This window comes from Pedobacter psychrodurus (assembly GCF_004331735.1).
Taxonomy (GTDB): domain Bacteria; phylum Bacteroidota; class Bacteroidia; order Sphingobacteriales; family Sphingobacteriaceae; genus Pedobacter; species Pedobacter psychrodurus.
The window spans coordinates 17,420-40,693 of the sequence record NZ_SJSO01000032.1; the positions used below are offsets into that span (position 1 = coordinate 17,420).

General features: G+C 38.2%; 14 protein-coding genes. 11 read left to right on the plus strand and 3 right to left on the minus strand.

Annotated elements, in window-relative coordinates; translation table 11 throughout:
- Positions 1–219: 219 nt before the first annotated feature.
- Positions 220–981, minus strand: a complete 762-nt coding sequence (locus EZ456_RS23450) for an SDR family NAD(P)-dependent oxidoreductase (RefSeq protein WP_262712025.1) — start codon at positions 979–981, stop codon at positions 220–222.
- A gap of 231 nt (positions 982–1,212) precedes the next feature.
- Between EZ456_RS23450 and EZ456_RS23455 the strand changes: the two genes are divergently transcribed.
- Positions 1,213–3,522 carry a TonB-dependent receptor gene (locus tag EZ456_RS23455; RefSeq protein WP_225876610.1) on the plus strand — a complete coding sequence of 770 codons (2,310 nt, stop codon included), beginning with the start codon at positions 1,213–1,215 and terminating at the stop codon, positions 3,520–3,522.
- Positions 3,523–3,525: 3 nt separating this feature from the next.
- Entirely contained in the window at positions 3,526–4,635 is a 1,110-nt protein-coding gene (locus EZ456_RS23460) for a PepSY-associated TM helix domain-containing protein (RefSeq protein WP_131534397.1), read from the plus strand.
- Positions 4,636–4,744: 109 nt separating this feature from the next.
- On the opposite strand, the gene EZ456_RS23465 is transcribed toward EZ456_RS23460, so the two are convergent.
- Entirely contained in the window at positions 4,745–5,161 is a 417-nt protein-coding gene (locus EZ456_RS23465) for an SRPBCC domain-containing protein (protein ID WP_131534399.1), read from the minus strand.
- 453 nt (positions 5,162–5,614) lie between these two features.
- Here EZ456_RS23465 and EZ456_RS23470 point away from each other — a divergent pair, with 453 nt between their 5' ends.
- Complete coding sequence (locus EZ456_RS23470) at positions 5,615–5,896, plus strand: SelT/SelW/SelH family protein (protein ID WP_131534400.1); 282 nt, start codon at positions 5,615–5,617, stop codon at positions 5,894–5,896.
- Positions 5,897–5,973: 77 nt separating this feature from the next.
- Here EZ456_RS23470 and EZ456_RS23475 read toward each other — a convergent pair whose 3' ends face one another.
- Positions 5,974–6,156, minus strand: a complete 183-nt coding sequence (locus tag EZ456_RS23475) for a hypothetical protein (RefSeq protein ID WP_131534402.1) — start codon at positions 6,154–6,156, stop codon at positions 5,974–5,976.
- Positions 6,157–6,583: 427 nt separating this feature from the next.
- On the opposite strand from EZ456_RS23475, the gene EZ456_RS23480 reads away from it, so the two are divergent.
- From EZ456_RS23480 to EZ456_RS23515, 8 genes are all read left to right on the plus strand, one after another.
- Positions 6,584–10,579, plus strand: coding sequence for a two-component regulator propeller domain-containing protein (locus EZ456_RS23480; RefSeq protein ID WP_165501399.1), 3,996 nt, complete (start codon positions 6,584–6,586; stop codon positions 10,577–10,579).
- Between the two features lie 142 nt (positions 10,580–10,721).
- The gene (locus EZ456_RS23485; protein ID WP_131534406.1) at positions 10,722–12,047 is read left to right on the plus strand and encodes a BNR repeat-containing protein; all 1,326 of its coding nucleotides are present in this window, start codon (positions 10,722–10,724) and stop codon (positions 12,045–12,047) included.
- A gap of 15 nt (positions 12,048–12,062) precedes the next feature.
- Positions 12,063–14,234, plus strand: coding sequence for a family 43 glycosylhydrolase (locus tag EZ456_RS23490; protein WP_131534408.1), 2,172 nt, complete (start codon positions 12,063–12,065; stop codon positions 14,232–14,234).
- Positions 14,234–15,367 carry a glycoside hydrolase family 88/105 protein gene (locus EZ456_RS23495; protein WP_131534410.1) on the plus strand — a complete coding sequence of 378 codons (1,134 nt, stop codon included), beginning with the start codon at positions 14,234–14,236 and terminating at the stop codon, positions 15,365–15,367. Before EZ456_RS23490 ends, EZ456_RS23495 begins: the two co-directional genes overlap by 1 nt.
- Before the next feature lie 12 nt (positions 15,368–15,379).
- Complete coding sequence (locus EZ456_RS23500) at positions 15,380–16,627, plus strand: DUF2264 domain-containing protein (RefSeq protein WP_131534412.1); 1,248 nt, start codon at positions 15,380–15,382, stop codon at positions 16,625–16,627.
- A 76-nt stretch (positions 16,628–16,703) separates the two neighbouring features.
- The gene (locus EZ456_RS23505) at positions 16,704–17,825 is read left to right on the plus strand and encodes a glycoside hydrolase family 43 protein (protein ID WP_131534414.1); all 1,122 of its coding nucleotides are present in this window, start codon (positions 16,704–16,706) and stop codon (positions 17,823–17,825) included.
- 110 nt (positions 17,826–17,935) lie between these two features.
- The gene (locus EZ456_RS23510; protein WP_131534416.1) at positions 17,936–19,777 is read left to right on the plus strand and encodes a glycoside hydrolase family 35 protein; all 1,842 of its coding nucleotides are present in this window, start codon (positions 17,936–17,938) and stop codon (positions 19,775–19,777) included.
- Between the two features lie 472 nt (positions 19,778–20,249).
- Positions 20,250–23,264 carry a SusC/RagA family TonB-linked outer membrane protein gene (locus EZ456_RS23515; protein WP_131534418.1) on the plus strand — a complete coding sequence of 1,005 codons (3,015 nt, stop codon included), beginning with the start codon at positions 20,250–20,252 and terminating at the stop codon, positions 23,262–23,264.
- Positions 23,265–23,274 lie beyond the last annotated feature (10 nt).

Consider the following 23,274-nt stretch of genomic DNA (forward strand, 5'->3'; position numbering starts at 1 on the left):
CCAACGCTGTTCCTAAACCCGATTGGCGTGGATGCCGATTCTTCATCGGCAGAAACAAAAGCGGGACTGAAGCTGCCAAGCACACCGAACTGCTCATTTCCAAATCAATTTTAGTATTATAGTCGTGGTGTTTGATGTTACCATCCGACACTCATACATCGACCAAGATAATTCATAAAAGCAAACTATACGATCAGTCAGATCTGACTGCACATAGAACTAAGTCTTGTAAATCCCTGCGGCCATTTTTTCGATAAATCCCTTTGGCAAGATTCTATTGGCATATACACTGATGATATTGGTAAAACCTGGAATAATTTCAGATTTTCCGGCTAATAATCCTTTAATGGCAATTTCTGCCACTTCATCGGGTTCCATATTAAATTTTTCTGCCATTTTGTTAAAGGCATCCAGTCCGGCTCGGTGGGCAAAACCGGTATCAACAGGGCCAGGGCTTAGGCAGCTCACCGAAATAGGGCCATCTTTGAGTTCGAATCTTAATGCCCTTGTAAAAGATAAAATAAAAGCTTTAGTTGCCGAATAAATGGCCAAGGTTGGTACCGCCTGGTAGGCTGCAGTACTGCAAACGTTGAGTATATATGCTTTTTTTTCTGCTGAAAGGACTGGAAGCAATAAATGGCACAATGAAGTTACCGTAGTCATGTTTAATTGACACATTTCTAACTGGGCAGCTAGATCAAGTTCTCCAAATTTACCCCACAAACCATAACCTGCATTATTAATCAGGATATTAACGACGTAATTTTTTTCTGTTATCCAGTTGTATACTGCTTTTGGGGCTTGAGCCTGGCTAAGATCGATTGCAAAGATATCTACTTCAACCCCATATTGGCTTTTAATAGCTGTTTTTAAAGCATTTAATTCATCAACTGAGCGCGAAATAAGCAACAGATTGATTTTTCTCTTGGCCAGCGCAATGGCCATCGATTTGCCAATACCTTTGCTGGCTCCGGTTATCATTGCGTACTTAATCTTTGTTTCCAACATCCTTTTACTCAAAACAGTTTAACGCAAATATCAAATAAATTAAATCTTATGCCTTATTTATTTTAAAATGATGCATGATTAAACGCCAATAAGATATCTTTTTTGAGTTATTATTTTTAACAAGTCTAAATAATGTTAGCTTTGCCGAAATTTAAAAATTGCATGAGACACCAATACCTAAAATTTTTTGCCACAGCGCTTATAATGTTATCTACAATCACCCTCTTTGCACAAACAGGGAAAGGAACAATCAGCGGGAAAGTTGTCGATTCATTAGGCAATAGTGTACCTTTTGCCAACATACAGGTTAAAAAACAGAATCTTAAAACCACTTCAGATAAAACTGGTGCATTTAAATTAATAGCTGTTCCTGCCGGAAACCAACAGGTCAGGGTTTCGATCACCGGTTACGATCAATTGGAGCAGGGTGTATTGGTTACTGCAAACGATACAACTGAGGTAACATTTGTTTTAAAAGAACAGCGCTCAGAACTTAACGACGTAATTGTTTCGGCAAGTAGAAGGCCAGAGTCATTATCGCAAACACCATCTTCGGTAACGGTGCTTACTGCTAAGGAATTGAATACACAATCAACTATTAGCCCAAATTTGGCAAACATACTTTCATACAGTGTACCGGGATTAGGTTTTTCTACCAACCAAACGGGTAACTCTGGTCAGACTTTGCGTGGTAGAAATGTTTTGGTATTAATTGATGGTATTCCACAATCTACTCCACTACGAGCAGGGGGGAGGGATATCCGCAGTATAGATCCTTCGGTTATTGAGCGCGTTGAAGTAATTAAAGGTGCTACGGCAATTTATGGTAATGGTGCAGAAGGTGGTTTAATTAACTACATCACTAAAAAGGCCGATAAAGGCAAATCGTTTGGAGGCTACTCTCAGGTAGGAATTACTGGGAATTTAGAAGGCGATAGCACTATTGGCTACCGTTTTTCGCAGCAGCTTTATGGTAAAGAAGGTAAATTTGATTATCTGGTAAGCGGCATGTTCGAAAAAACAGGTGTTTTTCTTGATGCTGAAGGCTTGGTAATTTCACCAGAATATGGATTAGGCGAAACTAAATCTTATAATGGCTTTGTAAAACTGGGATATAATTTTACTCCGAAGCAACGTTTACAGGTGATGTATAATTATTTCAGCTCCAGACAGCATTCTAAATATTTAACCAAAGATGGTGTTTATGGTCAGTCGCCAGCTATCGGTGTTTATGGAACCAGACTGGGCGAAGATGAGGGGACAAGATTTAACCATAACGCTAATGTACAGTATACCAATCAGCAGATTTTCGGTAAAACTGATTTAACCGCTAATGTATACTACCAGGATTTTTATACCATTTATTCAAACTCAGCATCATTTTTCGGAAGCGGTCAATCAGCCATTACTTCAACCAAAAAGGGAGCAAGGGTAAACCTCAATACCCCATTTAACATTACAGAGCAGGTGCCAATGCAGTTGAACTATGGTTTGGATTTAATGAATGATAAAACTGCTCAGAGTTTAACTGACGGTCGCTTATGGGTGCCCAATATGAACATGGTAAACTTTGCACCATACTTACAGGCTTCTGCAACTTTAATCAATGATTTAACGATAAAGGGAGGCTTAAGGGTTGAAAATATTAACATTGAGGTAGATGATTTTAATACCCTGGCTACAGGTGCAAATGGGGCAGGAAGCATAGCGGTACAAGGCGGAAAATTAAACTACAATGCTTTGGTGTTTAATGCTGGTGCACGTTATTCAAAATTCAAGTTTTTTAACCCTTTCATCAGTTATGCACAGTCGTTTTCGGTATTCGAACTAGGTAGGGTGTTAAGGGCAGCAAAAAGCAATACCTTATCGCAGTTAGAAACTAAACCAATCATTGTAAACAATTATGAGGCTGGTTTTAGCAGTACCGTAGGTAAACTGAATTTCAGTGCAGCTTATTACTACAGCACTTCTAAACTGGGGGCCAATCTTTTAGAAGTTAATGGTACCTATATCTCTCAACGTATTCCCGAGCGAGTATATGGATTTGAAATCCAGGCAGATTATCAGGTTTTACGCGAACTGAGCATCGGTGGTAACTATGCACAGGTAGAAGGAAAAGGCGATGTAGATGATGATGGCAATTTTAACGGAGAGAAAGATGTGTATTTAAACACAACGCGTATCCCCCCATCAAAAACCACAGTCTATCTTAAATATTCAGGTATTAAAAACTTAAGTTTGGATGTAAACTGGATGCGTGTAGGAAATCGCGACCGCTTTAAAACCAATGCAGCTGGTAAATATTTAATTGGCGAAGGTCCGGTAAAAGCCTTTAATTTATTTAATGTTGCAGCAGTGTATCAGGTTACACAGCCTTTAAAATTATCGGTAGGTGTAGAGAATTTATTGAATAAAATTTATTACCCTGCCATTTCTCAGTTTTATGGCAGCAATGTAAATTATGTGAGAGGGAATGGACGCAGATTTAACCTATCGCTAGGCTACGCTTTTTAGACAATGAAGAACAAGTATTTTAAAAATACCATCAGGAACATTCACCTCTGGCTCGGCCTGGCGACTGGTCTGGTGGTATTTGTTATTAGTGTAACTGGTGCACTGTATATCTTTGAAGAAGAGATCAGAGCTTTAACACAAAAAGATTTCCGCTACGTAGGGCTTCAACAGAAGCCTTTTGTAGGTTTAGATCATGTTATTTCCACCTTCGAAAAATTATCACCTAAAGACCAACTAAGGCTGATCAGAATTGAAGATGGGTTTTCAAATGCAACAGTAGAAATTACCACAAAAAAAGGTATTGTTTATTATTTTAACCCTTATAATGCCGCTTTGGTAAAAAAAGGTGGCGAAGATTGGCTTCAAATTGTAGAACATATCCATACCTCACTATTGTTAGGTAAAACCGGAAAGTTTATTATGCAGTGGTCGGTGGTTATTTTTGTGCTGATGCTCATTACCGGACTGGTGCTCTGGTTTCCTGGCCAAATGCGGTTATTAAAACAGTCTTTAACCATTAAAAGGAAAGCCTCATTTAAACGACTAAATTACGATTTACACAACGTATTGGGCTTTTATGCATCGGTTGTGCTATTGGTTACTGCTTTGAGTGGTTTGTATTTTGCTTTTAAAGGCGTGAAAAATGCAGCTAGCTTTTTTACCGGGAGTAAATTAGGGCAAGGCAAAGCCATCGTTTTAGCCAAACCTACGCATATCGATTCCTTACCTACACGTTACAATAAAATTTATACCGAAGCAAAAATTAAATACCCTGGGGCTATTTCAACTAGTTTTTCGTTGCGTGGTAAAGGTGAACTGCGGTTAAGGATGATCTATCCGTACCGTTGGGCACGCAACCAGAATACTTTTTTTTATGAGGAAGCTACAGGCACAATGACTAGGGCTAAACTGTATAAAGATTTTAATGGGGCCGATTTAATAGAAGCCACCAATTACGATCTGCACACGGGAAGGCTTTTGGGGCTTCCGAATAAAATTCTTTCTTTTTTAGCAGCTTTGGTTGCAGCGAGTTTGCCGATTACAGGTTTTATCATCTGGTGGAAGAAAAGGAGAAAGCCCAGGAAAGCGAAACCTGTTCTTGCCAAAGGATAAACAGTGTACCGTCAACCTATTGGAATAACTGCTATCTGATCCCGGTTAATATTTCGCTTAAAGCCGGTAATAATACCTAAACCAGTTCTGTATTAGAATTTAAAGCCATTTAGCTAAGCTGTTCAGCATATGCTTTAAGCTGGTTCAGTCCCGATTGACAGAATTCCTGTTGCATGGTCAAATCAAGGTCTGCAACAGGTTCAAAGGTCTCGGTAACGGTAACAGGGTTATGTCCAGCGAAGGTGATCACGCTATTTCTATTATCATCCAATGTATAAGCAATGCGCTTATGTTCGATAATTTCAGTATAAGTTCCTTTGAAATCGAAACGCTCGCTTCCGTCTCTCTTGGCCATGACATATAAAAAGCCTCCGCCTTCTATGAGATTATTTTCAATTTTCTCATTGACCCATTCATCAGATGGAGCATTCCATTTAATGATGTGTTCGGGTTCATTCCATATTTTCCATACCAGGTTAATCGGTTGGTTTATCTCAATACTGGCTTTTAAAGCATTCTTATTCATGTAGACTAAATATGTCCAAAATTAAATTTTTCTAATCTGCTTTTAGGTGGCCATTAAAGACAAATTAAAGGGTGATTTGAGCGGAATTAAAAATTTATTTAAAGAAGCTAGCGATTTCACTATCTGTTTTCCAGACTTAAGCTGTATGATTATCTAGATAAAGCAAACAAAAATCGCCTCACCGATGTAATTATAATTCCTCTAACACGGGAGTAATTGGAAAGGGGTAACATGGATGTGGCTACCCTTTTCTCTTTTGACAACATTTTAAGGGGCTAACTTGTTTAGTTCATTTTGTTCAGTGTTGTTCGGCAGTCCTTAAAAGAGGGGAAGCTTATATGTTATGCCTTCCTTTTTTCTCCCATGTCGTCCTTCATCCATTTTCCATCTTACATTTTCCCTTATCCGTTTTCCATCCCTCCATATTTTTTGTACCCTTGTAAAAAAATAAAAATGGACAAAGCACTTGTTAATATAACCTATTGCCCTAAATGTGGCTGGATGCTACGTTCGGCTTACATGGCGCAAGAAATTTTAACCACTTTTGTAGATGAGTTAAAGGGGGTAACTTTAATTCCAAGTGAAACATCGGGTGTTTTTACTGTTGAAGTTGGCGAGAAACTAATTTTCGATAGAAAGCAGATGCAACGTTTTCCTGAAATTAAAGAATTAAAACAGCTTATTCGTGATGAAGTGAATCCGACCATGAACCTTGGGCACTCTGATCTCAAATAACCTAATCAGCAGTTAATATTACTGATGCTCAAAATCTATCTACAATAGGTTTGAATGGCTTTTTTTGCAAAAGGTTATTACCTTAAGGCTAGTATAAGTTTGCCCGATTTGATTCTGAAATAATAAGTTAAAAAAGTTCTGCCTTTTAAAACTTCAATACTTTTAATGGCACCAGAACTACCCATTGTATCCGAAATAACATCGCCAACTTTTAGTTGTTCCAATCTTTGGATTGGAGTCATAGCATCAATACGTGTCATAGCGCACAAAAATAGACTTGGATAGTATTTTTTAATAGGACTTTTGTATCATAGTGCAAATATCAAGTTAATTTGTAGTTGAAAATAATACGAATTTATTCTTACTTGCAATAACGATTGTCGTTAACTCTTTTTTGGCTAAGTTGCAGAATTAGCCCAAGCATACCCGAATTGGGTTGCATTTGCTGGTGTTGTTTTATATGATGAGGTTATTAAAATACAGGCAAAAAAGAAAAATTGCCAAGAATATTACCTCAATAGTACTGTGTTTCAGTACGGAAAAAAATCTTCGCGTTGCCTGTACAGGAATGCTAGCTTATTTTTTAAGAAAATATGTATATTCGTTTCATACCAAGTATACCACGGTACGGTTTTCTCTATGTCCCTTATTCAAAAAAAAACTGCTTGCTTTATACTTTTTTTATGGATGGGCACAGGTATTTGTTTTGCCCAGTCTACAAATATTCCCCTTAAATATTTGGGTGTAGAAAGTGGCCTGTCTAATAATGTGGTAAACTCCTTGTATCTAGATCATTTTGGGTTTATGTGGATGGGTACCTATGATGGATTAAACCGTTACGATGGCTATCATTTTAAGGTTTTCAGAAATGGATGGGGAGATGAACATTCATTGGTAAATAACCATATTACGGTACTGAATGGAGACGCTAAAAACAGGGTTTGGGTAGGTACGCAAAAGGGCATTTCTTATTATGATTATGCCGATTCCAAGTTTCATCAATTGATTTATCTGGATAAGGGAAGAAAAAATGAGGTAAGTTATGCTATTAATTCCATTGCAATAAGTCCGGCTTTAGCTGTTTATGTAGCTACTGAAGAAAAAGGCCTGTTCATGCTTAAAAAGAATAGCAGCCTAGCAGAACGGATCCCATTTGGTAAAAATTTCGATTTTACGGTAAAAGCGCTGTATATTGATGAACAACAAAGCCTTTGGCTTTTTATAAAAGATGTGGGGCTTTGTAGGTACGATAATGATAAAAATGCAATCCGTTTAGTAACTACTGCCCTAAGCTCTGTAACATGCATTACAAAAGGTACTAACCAAACGCTTTGGGTTGGAACAGAACGGGGCCTTTTTCAGTTTGATAAAGCTAAAGGTAGCCTCACCAAGTTTAACCAGCATTTAAGCAATGAGAATATCATGAGCTTGTTGTTTGATCGGCAACAAAAACTCTGGATTTCGACTGATGGGGGAGGAATTGCCGTTTACAACGTAAAAAATCAAAAGACGAATTACCTATCTGCAGGAAAAGAAAAAGGCTTACTGAGCAGTAATTCTGTAGCCCAGGTTTACGAAGACCGCGAATCGAGAAAATGGATTGCAACCTTACGTGGTGGGGTTAATATCATTGATCCTGAGAACGAGCAGTTTACCACCATTAAACATGATCCATTAAAAAGTAATTCCTTAATTAACAATTTTGTACTCTCCTTTAGCGAAGATGAAAACAAAAATATATGGATCGGGACTGATGGGGGTGGTTTAAGTGTTTGGAACCGAAAGCAAAATACTTTCACTAATTATGCTAAAACCAGCGATCCAAATTCCTTAACCAGTAATTTTGTTACCAGTATTTTAAACGATGCAGACCACAATGTTTGGGTGGCCAGTTTTAGCGGCGGGATAGATCGTTTTAATAAAACAACCGGAAAATTCGTCCACTATAACTGTTATAACACCTTTAAAGGTGTTGATGACATTAATATTTGGAAGCTTTATCAAGACAAACAACAAAATATTTGGGTAGGTACCACAAAAGGTGGTGCATTGTATCGTTACAATAAAAGCGCCGATAAATTTGAACTTTTTGACCATAAACTAAAAGACATTCACAGCTTGTTCCAGGATTCGAAAGGCAGACTTTGGGCAGGGAATTATACCGAACTGATTGAAATCGATCCAATAAACAAGAGACATAACTACACGAAGATTAACTTTGCCATTAGGTCCATTCAGGAAGATTTTAATCATCAAATATGGATCGGCACCGAAGGTGGAGGTTTATTGCTTTTTGATCCGCAAACCAAAAAAATAAAGCGGTATATCCAGAGTGATGGATTGCCAAGTAATTCGGTGCTCAATATCCTCCAGGATGCGCAAGGTAATTTATGGTGCAGTACCTACAATGGCTTATCAAAATTTGATGTTACACACCATAGCTTTAAAAACTATTTTGCTACCGATGGTTTACAAAGCAATCAGTTTAATTATAATGCAGCATTAAAACTTGCAAATGGTAACCTTTTATTTGGTGGGATTGGTGGCTTCAACTTGTTTTCGCCCGATAGCATAAAGAAAAATAAACGGATACCTAAAATGGTACTGACCGATTTTAGGATCAATAATATTCCGCTTGATCAGGATTCAGGTTATAACGATATTTCTGTTGTTAATTTAGCACGCATAGAGATCCCATTTAGTGCTGCGGTGATTTCTATCGATTATGCGGCAATAGAATTCTCTTTTCAGGATCAGATTTCTTATGCCTATTACCTCGAAGGTTGGGACAGAGACTGGAATTATGTAAACAAATTAAGTACAGCCTATTATTCCAGGTTAAATGAAGGTGAGTATAAACTACACATTAAAAGTACGGATACCGAAGGTGCGTGGAGCAACAATGAAAAGATCGTAATTATCAGGATTTTACCGCCTTGGTATCGAACTTGGTGGGCCTATACCATTTACCTCATTATAGGATCTTCCTTGTTTTATCTTTTTCAAACCTATCGCAACCGACAGAGAAGATTAAAACACGAGGTAGAGATTACTAATCTTAAAATGGAGCGTGAAAAGGACCTGAATGAGAAAAAACTGAATTTCTTTACCAATATTTCGCACGAGCTGAGAACGCCGTTAACCTTAATTGTTAATCCGATTAAAGATATTATCCATAAAAAAGACCCAGGCCAAGAGAAGAACGATTTAAATATAGTTTACCGCAATTCGAGGCGTTTGTTAAGTTTGGTCGATCAGTTATTGCTATTTAGAAAAACGGAAAGCGAAAATGACGCCTTAAAAATTGTAAGAATTAATCTGTACAAGTTTACGAACGAAATTTTTCTATGTTTTAATTATTTGGCAAAGCAGAATCACATCGAATATACTTTTGAGTGCGAAGAAGAAGAACTAGATATTTATGCAGATAAAGATAAACTCGAAATTGTTTTTTTTAACCTGCTCTCTAATGCACTCAAGTTTACCCCAAAAGGTGGTTTTGTGAAATTTAGTGTTAAAACACTTGGCATGCGTGTGCAGATTGAGGTGAGTGATAGTGGTCCAGGGATTCCGGCACATGTGGGTGAAAAGTTGTTCGATAAATTTTATAAGGTAATGTCGAACGAATCGTTAAAGATGGGCTTTGGTATTGGGCTTTATCTGGCCAAAAACTTTGTAGAATTGCATAAAGGGAAAATTTCGTTCCGTTCCAATCAGGGGATGGGTACCATATTTTTGATTGATATTCCGGTTGGCGAACCAAATTTGCAACACAGTGGTGTTTTTCAAAACGAATTAACTTATGTAAATGAGCTCATTGCGCAAGAGGAAGAAGCAGAAAATAACGATGCCGAGAATGTGGGTAACCTCGAATTGCTCATCTCAGATTTGCATTCAATTTTGGTTATTGATGATAACCCCGATATTATTGAATACATCAAGCACATTTTTCAGGATAACTTCAAAATTTACAAGGCCGAAAACGGTACAGATGGATTGAAACTCTGTAAAGAATATTTACCCGATATTGTAATCTCAGATGTAAACATGGATGGCCTTAACGGCATCGAACTCTGTAAGGCAATTAAAGATGATTCAGCACTGAGCCATATTCCGGTAATTCTGTTAACGGGCGACCCTAGTCCGGAGATAAAGCTTAAAGGAATCGAAGTTGGTGCCTACGATTTTATCAGTAAACCATTCGATAAAGAGCTTTTTACGGCCAAAATTAATAGTATTATTAAAAACAGGACCAATCTTCAATCTTATTTCTACAATGAAATAACCCTGAAGAGTGATGCGCATAAAGTATCGCAGGAGGATAAGGGCTTTCTTCAAAAATGCATTACGATTATTGAAGAAAATCTAATGGAAGACAGTTTTAACGTAAAAACACTGGCATCTGATCTTGGAATGAGCCATTCTAATCTCTACAAAAGGATCAAAGCTACTTCAGGCCAATCTATAAATGGTTTTATCCGTTTTATCAGGTTAAGAAAAGCTGCCGAATTGTTAATCAATACCAATTTGAATATTAACGAAGCTGCCTTTAGGGTAGGAATAAATGATAGTAAATACTTTAGAGAGCAGTTTCAAAAACTGTTTAAGTTAACGCCATCAGAATTTATAAAGAAACACCGAAAAAGTTTTCATAAATACTATAATATCAATGCCACTACATAAAAGTTACGCTATTTTAGGCATATAAAGGCATTTATCTTAAAACGCCCCCTGCAAAGTATGATTTAGCCCCCTGTGTAAAGCTTAAAAAATTCGGTACTTCGGCTTCACCAAATATAAGAAACCGAGGATCCTAAACCATATAATGTATCAATCCCTAAATAAAAGTATATTGCTAATCTGTGCATTCATCGGCATCAACCTGGTGAGTGTTGCACAAGAAACACAACTGAGTACCATTGCCAGTAATGGCTGGGCGAACAACTCGGTAAATACGGTTATTTTTCGTAAAAATTCTTTAATCAGCTTTAACGATAGCCAATATGCTGCTTATTATGATCATGAACAAAATGTGGTATTGGCCAAACGCAAAATGGGGTCAACCCGGTGGATATTAGCCACCACGCCCTATAAAGGCGATGCTACTGATGCTCATAAATCAATTAGTATCATGATAGATGGAGATGGTTTCCTTCATATTGCTTGGGGCCAGCATAACAATACGCTAAATTATGCCAAATCGGTTGCAGCAGGTTCCCTAACCTTAGGGAATAAAGAAGTTATGCTTTCTGCAAAGGAAAATAAAGTTAGTTATCCTGAGTTTTATAAGCTGGCCAATGGCGATCTCTTGTTTTTTTATCGTGATGGAGGCTCTGGAAACGGAAATCTGATGATAAACCGTTATAGCCTGAAGACCAAAAAGTGGACACGTGTACAGGATGGTATGATTGATGGCGAAGGGCAACGAAATGCATATTGGCAGGTTGCCGTAGATCAGGTTGGAACCATCCATTTATCGTGGGTGTGGCGCGAAAGCCCTGATGTAGCCAGTAACCATGATTTGTGCTACGCCAAATCTACTGATGGAGGTTTAACCTGGATAAAATCTACCAATGAAAAATATAATCTTCCCATTACGGCGGCCAATGCTGAATATGCAATTAGAATTCCGCAGAAAAGTGAGCTGATCAACCAAACATCGATGTTCGCCGATGCCAAAGGCAATGTATTTATAGCTGGTTATTGGCGAGATACAAATGCAACCATACCGCAATATCATTTGGTTTTTAAAACCGGTCGCAATTGGGAAGCAACTAATCTTAATTTTAGAAAAACGGCTTTTAGTTTAAGTGGTGGGGGTACCAAACGGATTCCGATTTCGCGACCTCAAATTGTCGTTTGGCCAAATGGAAAACATTATGCTGCAGGTTTATTATTTAGAGATGCAGAACGAGGTAATAAGGTTTCCATTGCTTTGAATGATCAGCTTGGGTCAGGAAATTGGAAGGTTAAAGATCTCACCCTAAAAAGTATTGGCGATTGGGAACCCAGTTACGATACCGAACTTTGGAAAAGTAAAGGGATTTTGAGCCTGTTTCTACAAAATGTTACCCAGATAGATGGGGAAGGAAAGGCCAATCAGGCACCAACAATAGTGCAGGTTCTGGATTGGAAACCAAAAAATAAATAGTAAATTAATCTTAAAATGAAACATCCCATTATAAAATATAACTTTTCCCTAGTTGCTTTTTTGTTCTTGGTATCCGTAAATCTGGTACAGGCACAAAGCAAAAAATCGGCTAAAGTATCCAAAGAAAACACAGCGTATTTATTTACCTATTTTACCGGAAACGATAAAGCAGAAGAAGCGATCCGTTTTGCCGTGAGCATCGATGGTTACCATTACAAAGCTTTAAACAAAGATAAACCAGTCATTTCTTCCGAAAAGATCAGCAGTACTGGAGGCGTACGCGATCCGCATATTTTGCGCGGCGAAGATGGCAAAACCTTTTATATGGTAGCTACCGATATGGTTTCGGCAAATGGTTGGAATGCCAACAGGGCAATGGTATTGCTTAAATCAAATGATCTGATCCATTGGACATCCGCAGTTGTTAATATTCAAAAACGTTTTCCAAATAATGAAGATCTACTACGCGTTTGGGCTCCACAGACCATTTACGATAAAACTACCAAAAAATATATGGTTTATTGGTCGATGAAGCATGGTGATGATCCTGATAAAATTTATTATGCTTACGCCAATGCTGATTTTACTGACCTGGAAACCGTTCCGAAGCAGCTCTTTTTTAGTCCAACCAATGGCTCCTGTATAGATGGTGACATTATTTACGATAAAGGGAAATATAATTTATTCTTTAAAACAGAAGGAAATGGCAATGGAATTAAAAAAGCAGTTTCTAATAAACTAACCGAAGGTTATGTATTACAAGACAAATACCTGCAGCAAACCAAAGAGGCGGTAGAAGGAGCTGGCGTTTTTAAGCTGAACCATGGTGATGAGTATATACTGATGTATGATGTTTACATGAAAGGCCGTTACCAGTTTACCAAAAGCAAAGATCTGGCAAATTTTAGTGTAGTAGATCAAGATATCACAATGGATTTTCACCCCAGGCACGGAACTATTTTGTCTATTAACCAACAAGAGATAAACCGTTTGCTCAGTAAGTGGTATACCGTCGAATCTGTTTTGCTAAGCGCACAAAATAAGGCAATCAGCCAAAATAATATTGTTTTAGATAGTGTGAACCATAAACTTTACTTACCAGTAAACTATGGAACGGATTTAAAAGCTTTTGATCCTCAGTTTAATACCTTTAATCAAATCAGCATCGCGCCAAAAGGAAAACTCGATTTTTCTAAAGGTCCTGTAATAATTAAGATGAGTATTGCCGGTCAGCAACCTAAAACTTACGAGGTAAACGTTTCTGTAGCAAATAATCCTGTTCTAAAAGGCTATTATGCCGATCCGGAAATTTTATACTCCAATAAAACTGGCAAATATTACATCTATCCCACCAGCGATGGTTTTAACAATTGGAGCGGTACCTATTTTAAAAGTTTTTCATCAACTGATCTGGTTAACTGGACCGATGAAGGTAAAATATTAGATCTTGAAAAAGATGTTTCCTGGGCTAAAAAGAATGCCTGGGCACCTACCATTATCGAAAAGAAAGTGAATGGTGGGTATAAGTATTTCTATTATTTCACAGCTGCGCAGAAAATTGGGGTTGCCGTTGCTGATCATCCGGCAGGTCCGTTTAAAGACAGCGGTAAGGCTTTAATTTCGAGCAAACCAAAGGGGGTTAAAGGTGGTCAGGAGATAGATCCTGATGTATTTAACGATCCTAAAACCAATAAAAGTTATCTGTATTGGGGAAATGGGTATATGGCTGTTGCACCATTAAATGATGATATGGTTTCTATTGATACCAGTGAGATTAAAATCATTACACCAAACAACGGTTTTAGAGAAGGTACCGAAGTTTTCTATCGTGAGGGAAAGTATTACTTCTTATGGTCGGAAGATGATACCCGGAGCGAAAATTATAGGGTACGGTATGGCTTTTCTGATTCGCCTACAGGAAAAATAACCATTCCAGAAAATAATCTGATTCTGGCAAAGGATATGGCCCAAGGTATTTATGGAACCGGGCACAACAGTGTAATCAAAGTTAACGGAAAAGACGAATGGTATATGGTTTACCATCGTTTTACAAGGCCAAAAGGCATTTCCATGGGAAGAGCTGCAGGTTATAACCGCGAGGTTTGCATCGATAAGATGGAATTTAATACAGATGGAACCATTAAACCTGTAGTACCAACTGTAAACGGCATTAAACCAATACACTAATGAATTTAAAAATATATCAAGCTCTTTTCTTATTGTTGTTTTTTAGCAGCATTGTGGTAAATGCACAAACTTCAACTTCAAAAGAGGAAGTGCTCGAAATGATCAACCGCGCAAATACCTATTGGCAAAACAACAATAAACCTGAAGTGCGTGCTTTTTGGGATCATGCTGCTTACCATACCGGGAATATGGAAGTTTATGGAATTACCAAAAACGAAACTTACCGTAAATATTCAGAAGATTGGGCCGTTCATAACAAGTGGATGGGTGCAAAATCAACTGATAAATCCAACTGGAAATATAAATACGGCGAAACAGATGAACATGTACTGTTTGGCGATTGGCAAATCTGCTTTCAAACCTATATCGATCTGTACCACTTAAAACCCGAAGCATATAAAATTGCAAGGGCAAAAGAGGTAATGGAATACGAAATGAGCACACCGAATAGCGATTATTGGTGGTGGGCTGATGGCTTGTATATGGTAATGCCTGTGATGACAAAAATGTATAAGGTAAGCGGTGATCAAAAATACCTGGATAAACTGTACGAATATTTTATGTATGCCAACAGCATCATGTACGATAAAAAGGAAAAACTTTATTACCGCGATGCCAAATACGTTTATCCGAAGCATAAAAGCGTAAATGGCAAGAAAGATTTTTGGGCAAGAGGTGATGGTTGGGTGTTTGCAGGTTTGGCAAAAGTGTTAAAAGATCTGCCCCTTAACGATCCACACCGAAATGAATACCTAACCAAATATCTAAATATGGCCAAGGCAATTGTTAAAAACCAGCAGTCAGTAGGGTATTGGACCAGAAGTATCCTCGATTCTCAACATGCACCAGGACCAGAAACCAGTGGTACAGCCTTTTTTACTTATGGGATACTTTGGGGGATAAACAATGGTTATTTAAAAGAAAAAACCTATTTGCCTGCAGCACAAAAAGCATGGGCATATCTAACCAAAACCGCATTACAACCTAACGGTAAACTGGGTTATGTACAGCCGATAGGAGAAAAAGCTATTCCGGGTCAGGTGGTTGATGTAAATTCTACTGCGAATTTTGGTGTAGGTGCCTTTTTATTAGCTGGTTGCGAAATGTACCGCCATTTATCAAACAAAAACTAAATTTTAACACAAATGAAATTAAGAAATATCTGCATTACAGCTTTACTCATCACGTTGATTGGTGGAACTGCTTTTGCCCAAAAGAAAGGCAAAAATACCAAAAATGTGGTATTAAGCGAACGGCAGTTTTGGTTGCAGCAGATGGACAGGATGGTAAAACCAGTGTTGTATAACCTGGCTAAAGACAGCCTGCGTATTGCGATGCCAAAAGTTACTTCTATCCATATTGATAATAAAGAACACCGCATTAAAGTACAGTATGTTGAGGTTTTAGGTAGGGTTTTAAGTGGTATTGCGCCATGGTTACAGTTAGATGGAGGTTCGGCAGAAGAAGTGGCTTTAAGGAAACAATACCGCGAGTGGGCCATTCAAGGGTTAAAAAATGCATTGGATTCTAATGCCAAAGATTTTATGAATTTCGACATTGGTGGACAACAACTGGTAGATGCTTCTTATGTTGCATTAGCTTTGGTACGTGCACCTTGGTTATGGGAAAATCTGGATAAGAAAAACCAGGAACTGATGATGAAATCAATCATCACCACCAGAAGATTTAAACCTGTTTTTTCTAACTGGCTATTATTTTCGGCAATGAACGAGGCTTTTTTAGCCAGATTCGGGTACAGTTGGGATCCTATGCGTGTTGATTATGCCCTGCAGCAAATGGAACAATGGTACACAGGCGATGGAATGTACACAGATGGAACATCCTTTGCCTTCGATTATTATAATAGTTATGTTATCCACCCTTATCTGGCTACTTTAGCCAATATCATCGGTGCTAAAACGAACAGTTATAAAGAGATGTTCGAGAAGATTAAAAAGCGCAATGAACGGTATGCCATCATTCAGGAAAGATTAATCAATGCCGATGGGACTTATCCTGCAACTGGTCGCTCTATCATCTATCGTGGTGCAGCATTTCACCATTTGGCCGATATGGCCTGGAGAAAAGCATTACCAAAACAGCTAAGTCCGGCTCAGGTACGTTGCGCTTTAACCGCCGTAATCAAAAAAACTTTAGAGAGCCCCACTACCTATAAAAATGGTTGGTTAACCATTGGTTTATATGGCGATCAGCCAAATCTTGGCGATTTTTATAACAACCAGGGCAGCCCGTATATTGCTTCAAATATCTTTTTGCCCTTAGGTTTGCCAGAATCAGATCCTTTTTGGGCCAACCCAGCAGAGAAATGGAGTGCACAAAAGATCTGGAGTGGCGAGAATTTTGAAAACGATCACAGTGCCAGTTTAAAATAAATAGCAGATCGCTATACAATAAAAAAAGATGTAAGTAAATTACCGTCTTTGTAACGTTAAAAATTATTTGATTAAGATGATGAATAAGAAAATCAGTTTTGTTTTAGGATTTATCGCCTTTAGTTTGGGCTTAAGTAGTTATGTTTCTGCACAACAAACATATACTTCTTTTACTCCTGGTAAACTTTGGAAGGACGATAAAGGCGTTCATATTAATGCCCATGGCGGGGGTATTGTTGAATATAAAGGAGTTTATTATTGGTTTGGCGAGCATAAGATTGAAGGTGAAAAAGGGAATACAGCACAGGTAGGCGTGCATTGCTACTCATCAAAAGATTTATATAACTGGAAAGATGAGGGTATTGCGCTTCCGGTTTCCGAAGATCTGAAAAGTGATATTGCCAAAGGGGCTATTTTAGAACGCCCAAAAGTGGTGTATAACAAGAAAACCAAAAAGTTTGTAATGTGGTTTCACTTAGAGCTTTTAGGCAAGGGTTATGCAGCAGCAAGATCGGGTGTTGCAGTAGCCGATCGTCCAACCGGGCCATATACTTTTATCAAGAGTTATCGTCCAAATCCAGAGAAAATGCCTTTCTATGTAGCAGGAACAGCAGAAAAAGATATGGTAAACTGCCAGCAACCAGCCAATAAAAGTGATGGCTTTTTCTGTAGGGATTTACCTGGTGGGCAAATGGCGAGGGATATGACAGTTTTTGTAGACGATGATGGCAAAGCCTATCATGTATTCTCTTCGGAAGAAAACTTCACCCTTCATTTGGCCGAATTAACCCCCGATTATTTGGGACATACAGGGAAATTTATCAGGATTTATGTTGGGCAGCAAACAGAAGCACCAGCTTTGTTTAAGAAAAACGGAACTTACTATATGGTGGGTTCGGGCTGTACAGGCTGGGCGCCAAATCCGGCAAGATGGTTCAAAGCAAGTTCCATCTGGGGACCTTGGACTTATATGGGGAATCCATGCCAGGGCGAAGGGGCGAAGCTAACCTATGGTGGGCAGAGTACGCATGTATTACCAGCGCCAGGAAAAAAAGGAGAATTTATTTTTATGGCCGATAAATGGGAGCCCAAAAATGCCATTGATGGTCGTTATTTATGGTTGCCGATTAAATTTGAGAACGATAAAATTTCGATAAACTGGGCAGACGAATGGGATTTGAGCGTGTTTAAAAAGTAGAGAAAAAACAAAATTTTTATATAAACCATAGATGATGAATTGCGTAAAAATACGCAAATGGGATTCTTTTTGTCCAAAATTCGGGTCATCTTAAAAACAACTCTTAAAAAATGAAAGCAAAATTATTATGGTTGGTGGCGATATGTTTCTCCTTATCAGCTTTTGGCCAGCAAGCTAAACACACGTTTAAGCTAGGAGAAACAAATTTTTTATTAGACGAAAAACCCTTTCAGATTATCTCTGGTGAGTTACATTACCCACGTGTACCAAAAGAGGCCTGGCGGGCCCGTATGAAAATGGCCAAAGCAATGGGGCTAAATACCATTGGCACCTATGTATTCTGGAACCTGCATGAACCGCAAAAAGGAAAATTCGATTTTTCAGGGAATAACAACATCGCCGAATTTGTTAAAATCGCTCAGCAAGAAGGCCTTTGGGTTATCTTAAGACCAAGCCCATATGTTTGTGCCGAATGGGAGTTTGGTGGTTATCCATATTGGCTTCAGAATGAAAAAGGTCTTGTGGTAAGAAGTACCGAAAAACAATATTTAGAAGAGTATAAAAAGTATATTATTGAAGTAGGGAAGCAGTTGGCACCATTGCAGATTAACCATGGTGGTAACATCATTATGGTGCAGGTAGAGAACGAATATGGCTCTTACGCTGCTGATAAAAACTATTTAGATATCAACAGAAAAATGTTTATCGAAGCAGGCTTTGACGGATTGCTTTATACCTGTGATCCTGCTGCTGATGTAAAAGATGGCCACTTAGCAGGTTTGTTACCTGCAGTAAACGGAATCGATAATCCTGCAAAAATTAGGCAGTTGGTAAATGAAAATCACAATGGCAAAGGCCCGTATTTTATTGCAGAATGGTACCCTGCATGGTTCGATTGGTGGGGAACACCTCATCACACTGTTCCGGCAGCGCAATACACCAAAAAGTTAGATTCCGTTTTAGCGGCAGGCATTTCCATTAATATGTATATGTTCCATGGTGGTACAACCCGCGATTTTATGAATGGGGCCAATTACAAGGACATTTCTCCTTACGAACCACAAACCAGTAGTTACGATTACGATGCGCCTTTAAATGAGGCTGGGAATGTAACTGATAAATTCAGAGAGTTTAGAAGCGTGATCGAAAAACATCTTCCAACAGGACAAACTTTACCGCTAATCCCAGCTGCAAAACCAAGTATTGCAATTGCACCTTTTAAACTGATTAATAAAGTTGCCTTGTTTAATACATTGCCAAAAGCCGTGAAAAATAGCACACCTTTAACTTTCGAAGACCTTAAACAGGATTACGGTTACGTATTGTACCGCACCACCATTCGGGGAGGTAAAAAAGGCGAACTGCAGCTTAAACAATTACGAGATTATGCCCTCATTTTTATCAATCAAAAAAGGGCAGGTATTTTAGACCGCAGACTAAATCAAAATACATTGGTATTAGATCTTCCGGCAGGAGAAGTACAGCTCGATATTTTTGTCGAAAATATGGGTAGGGTAAACTTTGGAAAGTATTTGTTAGAAAACAAAAAAGGAATTACTGAACAGGTAACTTTTGATGGTGCCGAAGTTAAAAACTGGTCGATGTATGGCTTCCCTTTTAATAACATAAATGGTTATAGTTCCAAAGCTGCCCCTTCAAAAGAAACCGGAAACGGACCAACATTACAAAAAGGATCGTTCCAAATTTCGACTGTTGCCGATACCTATTTAGATATGACCGATTGGGGAAAAGGAGTAGTATGGGTTAACGGACACAACTTAGGAAAGTATTGGGCAATCGGTCCACAACAAACATTATATATCCCTCAAGAATGGTTAAAAAAAGGCAAAAATGATATCGCTGTTTTAGAACTGATTAAACCTGATCAGCATATTTTGAAAGCAATAGATCAACCAATTTTAAATACGCTTAAAAAATTAAACGTAGATTAAACGTTTAAAAATCTTAAAAATAGGGGTTAAAGGCCAGATTTTAACTAAAAATAACAATTTAACCCCTACTTATTACCGTATTACCCCTCACTCTATCGGGGTAATAAATGGTTACTTTGTTAGAACCAAATCTTTATCCCATGAGTGATTTTTATAGCAGATCAGATTAATGGCCTTGAGCACATTTTTTTAATCTATGTTAAACTGTCACTTCCTAATTTTATAATAAATTAACCAATAGCAATATGAAAAAATATTTACTACTAATCTAGTTCGGTTGTATCCCTGTTAAGCCTCCAAAGCTTCTAAGCCTAATATAATTTAGGATAATACCATAGCATACTTTAATGAAAACGTGTACGGCCAGGGTTTTACCCATATCCTTAATTTATAAACCACACAATATTACCAAATAGCCACATGCTACAAAGCAATGCGTGTATTGTGTAATACAACTAACTAATATAAAATTATGAGTGAAAAAAAAACGCTTAAAAACCTAGGGTTCGTATTTATATCGTTGGCCTTTCTGATTTTAGGTAATCAGAGTTTCGCAAACACACAAAATTTAGTAAATCGACAGGATAGTACGCAACTTAAGAGCATTATGTTTACAATCCTGGATGAGAATGATTTCCCGTTAGTAGGAGCTGATGTTGCAAACATACGTTTAAGCAACAATACCAAAACAGATAGTTCTGGAACAGCAAAGCTAAATTCGGAGAAGAATGATGTTATACGCGTTCAATATAACGGTAAACTGCTAAAAGAGTATATCGCTAATGGAAATCTAAACCAGATTATCCGTATTGATGGAAATAATATTATGGTAATGCTGCAAAAGAAAGTGGTTTTAACGAATGATATTAAAATCTCCCCAAATTTGACAACATCATCTACACAGGCGGTATATAATAACAACCTTGTTAAATCAACGGTAACCAGTGTGAAAAATGCATTAACCGGTCGGCTGGCAGGTTTATATACAAATCAAACCAGCGGACGTCCTGGACTTGAAGAAGTATCTGTATTGTTGAGAGGGCAAAACCCGATTATTTTGGTTGATGGGATACCACGTGATCTTACGATGATCGACCTGGAAGAGATTGAATCTGTAACTGTACTTAAAGATGCTGTTTCTACCGCAATGTTAGGATTGAGATCATCAGGAGGGGCGATAGCAATTACAACAAAAAGAGGCTTTATTGGTGCGCAACAAATTTCGTTAACAGCGCAGACAGGTCTTCAAAGCCCACTTAAAATGCCTAAAACATTGGGTGCTTTTGATTATGCTAACCTATATAACGAAGCAAGGCGAAATAGCGGCGACCAACCGGTTTACACCCAATCTGATCTTGATGCATTTAGAACAGGATCTGATCCTATTGGGCATCCAGATGTGAACTGGCAAGATCAGGTATTAAAAGATAAATCTACATTCAGCCGCTACGATCTTAATTTCCGCGGCGGTGGAAATACCGCTAGGTATTATGTTGGCTTAGAATATCAGAACCAAAAAGGCCAGTTTAACGAAAGTGATATGAACGAATATTCTACCAATACGAGTTTTAGCAACTATACGGTCCGGTCTAATGTAGACATCAATCTTACCCCAAAAATGACGCTCGGGCTCCATCTTTTTGGTCGGATTGGAAATTACACTCAACCCGGAAATACAGCGGCTACTATTTTTAGCTCTATACTGAACACGCCTAACAATGCATATCCAATTTTCAATGAAAATGGTAGTTATGGAGGAAATACACAGTTCCAGAATAATATTTACGCGCAAACTGTTAACTCTGGCTATCGCTTAAATTACAGAAGGGATATCATTACGGACTTAACATTAAGACGAAATTTAGATGATGTTGTACCTGGCTTATGGGCGCAGGCATTAGTTTCATTTTATTCTGGTTTATCAGAAAATACAGATAGAAGTAAATCATTTGCGGTTTACAAGCAAACTGGCGTAGGTTCAGCCGCATCGTACCAGCTTTTTGGCGCCAATGGAACACAAAATAATGGTACCTCTACCGATTATCAAAACAGACAATCGTATCTAGAAGGAACAGTTGGTTACAAAAGAAATTTTGGCCTGCATCAAATTGATGCTCAGATTAGAGCAACCAGCGATAATGTAAATAGCGGAGGCGACCTTGGCTTGAACTATTACGGAGGTTCTGGCCGGGCTGCTTACAGCTTCGACGAGCGTTATACCGCAGAGGTAGCATTCGGGCTTAACCGAACCAATAGATATCCAAAAGGATCTCCCATGGGATTCTTTCCGGCAGCAGGTTTGAGTTGGAATATTACCAAAGAAAAATTCATGCCCCAGTTGTCTTGGCTAAATGATCTGAAGTTATTTGCCAGTTACGGACGTACCGGTAATGATGCTGCAGGTTATTTTGTTTTCCAACAATTTTATGTAGGTAGTCCAAGTTCATATTTCTTTGGTACAAGCGCTTCGAGTAGTTCTGCTCTACGTCAGGATGTATTGGCAAATCCAAATGTAACCTGGGAAAAAGGGGATAAATTAAATTTAGGTTTAAAAACCACATTATTTAGTAACCACTTGTTTTTACAGGCCGAGTACTTCAATAACAAATATTCAGATCTGCTTACTTCACCTAATTTATCTACCATTGTGGGTACAACTGTAAGAAACCTAAATGTGGGTATCAATCGCTATAGCGGATTTGAACTTCAGTTAAATTGGCAACAATCATTCGGCGATTTTAGTTATTTTATTTCTGGTAATGCCAGTACTTTAAAATCAAAAGTAATTTACCAGAATGAAGTATTTAGGGAATATAGCTATCAAAGCCGTACCGGACAACCTGTAGGGCAGCAGTATGGCTATATTGCTGATGGGCTTTTTCAATCGCAGGCAGAAATCAATGCCGCTGCAAAAATTGCAGGATATAATCCTGTTCCTGGTGATATTAAATATAAAGACTTAAATAGTGATGGTATTATTGATCAGTTCGATCAGGCAAAAATCGGTACAGATAAACCATTAGTTTATTATGGAGCAAATATTGGTTTCTCTTATTCAGGCTTCGATTTTAGTGTGCTATTGCAAGGGGTTGCAAACAGAAATCTGCTGCTAACAGGTAATAGTGAATGGGAATTTCAGAATGGTGGCTTCGGTCAGGCTTATGAACATAACTTAGACCGTTGGACCCCGGCAACTGCAGCAACAGCCACCTATCCAAGAGTTACTGTTGGTAATAACTTCAACAATAACATCGTCTCTTCATTTTGGATGCACAGTGGCAATTATCTGCGATTGAAAAATATCGAACTGGGTTATACCATTTCACCACGGTTTACCAATAAAGTAAAAGTTTCGAGTATCAGATTATTTGTAAATGGTACAAACTTGTTTACAAGCGCTTCGTTTGATCGCGTTGATCCAGAAACCAACGGTGGAGTGTATCCAATCCAAAGGGTAATTAATGGTGGCTTAAGTGTTAAATTTTAATCGTTAAACA

Bases quoted from the DNA above. Each gene is read 5' to 3' on its own strand.
- EZ456_RS23485 (WP_131534406.1), top strand. From the start codon at position 10,722: ATGTATCAATCCCTAAATAAAAGTATATTGCTAATCTGTGCATTCATC.
- EZ456_RS23510 (WP_131534416.1), top strand. From the start codon at position 17,936: ATGAAAGCAAAATTATTATGGTTGGTGGCGATATGTTTCTCCTTATCA.
- EZ456_RS23480 (WP_165501399.1), top strand. From the start codon at position 6,584: ATGGGCACAGGTATTTGTTTTGCCCAGTCTACAAATATTCCCCTTAAA.
- EZ456_RS23505 (WP_131534414.1), top strand. From the start codon at position 16,704: ATGATGAATAAGAAAATCAGTTTTGTTTTAGGATTTATCGCCTTTAGT.
- EZ456_RS23455 (WP_225876610.1), top strand. From the start codon at position 1,213: ATGTTATCTACAATCACCCTCTTTGCACAAACAGGGAAAGGAACAATC.
- EZ456_RS23465 (WP_131534399.1), bottom strand. From the start codon at position 5,161: ATGAATAAGAATGCTTTAAAAGCCAGTATTGAGATAAACCAACCGATT.
- EZ456_RS23470 (WP_131534400.1), top strand. From the start codon at position 5,615: ATGGACAAAGCACTTGTTAATATAACCTATTGCCCTAAATGTGGCTGG.
- EZ456_RS23450 (WP_262712025.1), bottom strand. From the start codon at position 981: ATGATAACCGGAGCCAGCAAAGGTATTGGCAAATCGATGGCCATTGCG.
- EZ456_RS23500 (WP_131534412.1), top strand. From the start codon at position 15,380: ATGAAATTAAGAAATATCTGCATTACAGCTTTACTCATCACGTTGATT.
- EZ456_RS23490 (WP_131534408.1), top strand. From the start codon at position 12,063: ATGAAACATCCCATTATAAAATATAACTTTTCCCTAGTTGCTTTTTTG.
- EZ456_RS23495 (WP_131534410.1), top strand. From the start codon at position 14,234: ATGAATTTAAAAATATATCAAGCTCTTTTCTTATTGTTGTTTTTTAGC.
- EZ456_RS23460 (WP_131534397.1), top strand. From the start codon at position 3,526: ATGAAGAACAAGTATTTTAAAAATACCATCAGGAACATTCACCTCTGG.
- EZ456_RS23475 (WP_131534402.1), bottom strand. From the start codon at position 6,156: ATGACACGTATTGATGCTATGACTCCAATCCAAAGATTGGAACAACTA.
- EZ456_RS23515 (WP_131534418.1), top strand. From the start codon at position 20,250: ATGAGTGAAAAAAAAACGCTTAAAAACCTAGGGTTCGTATTTATATCG.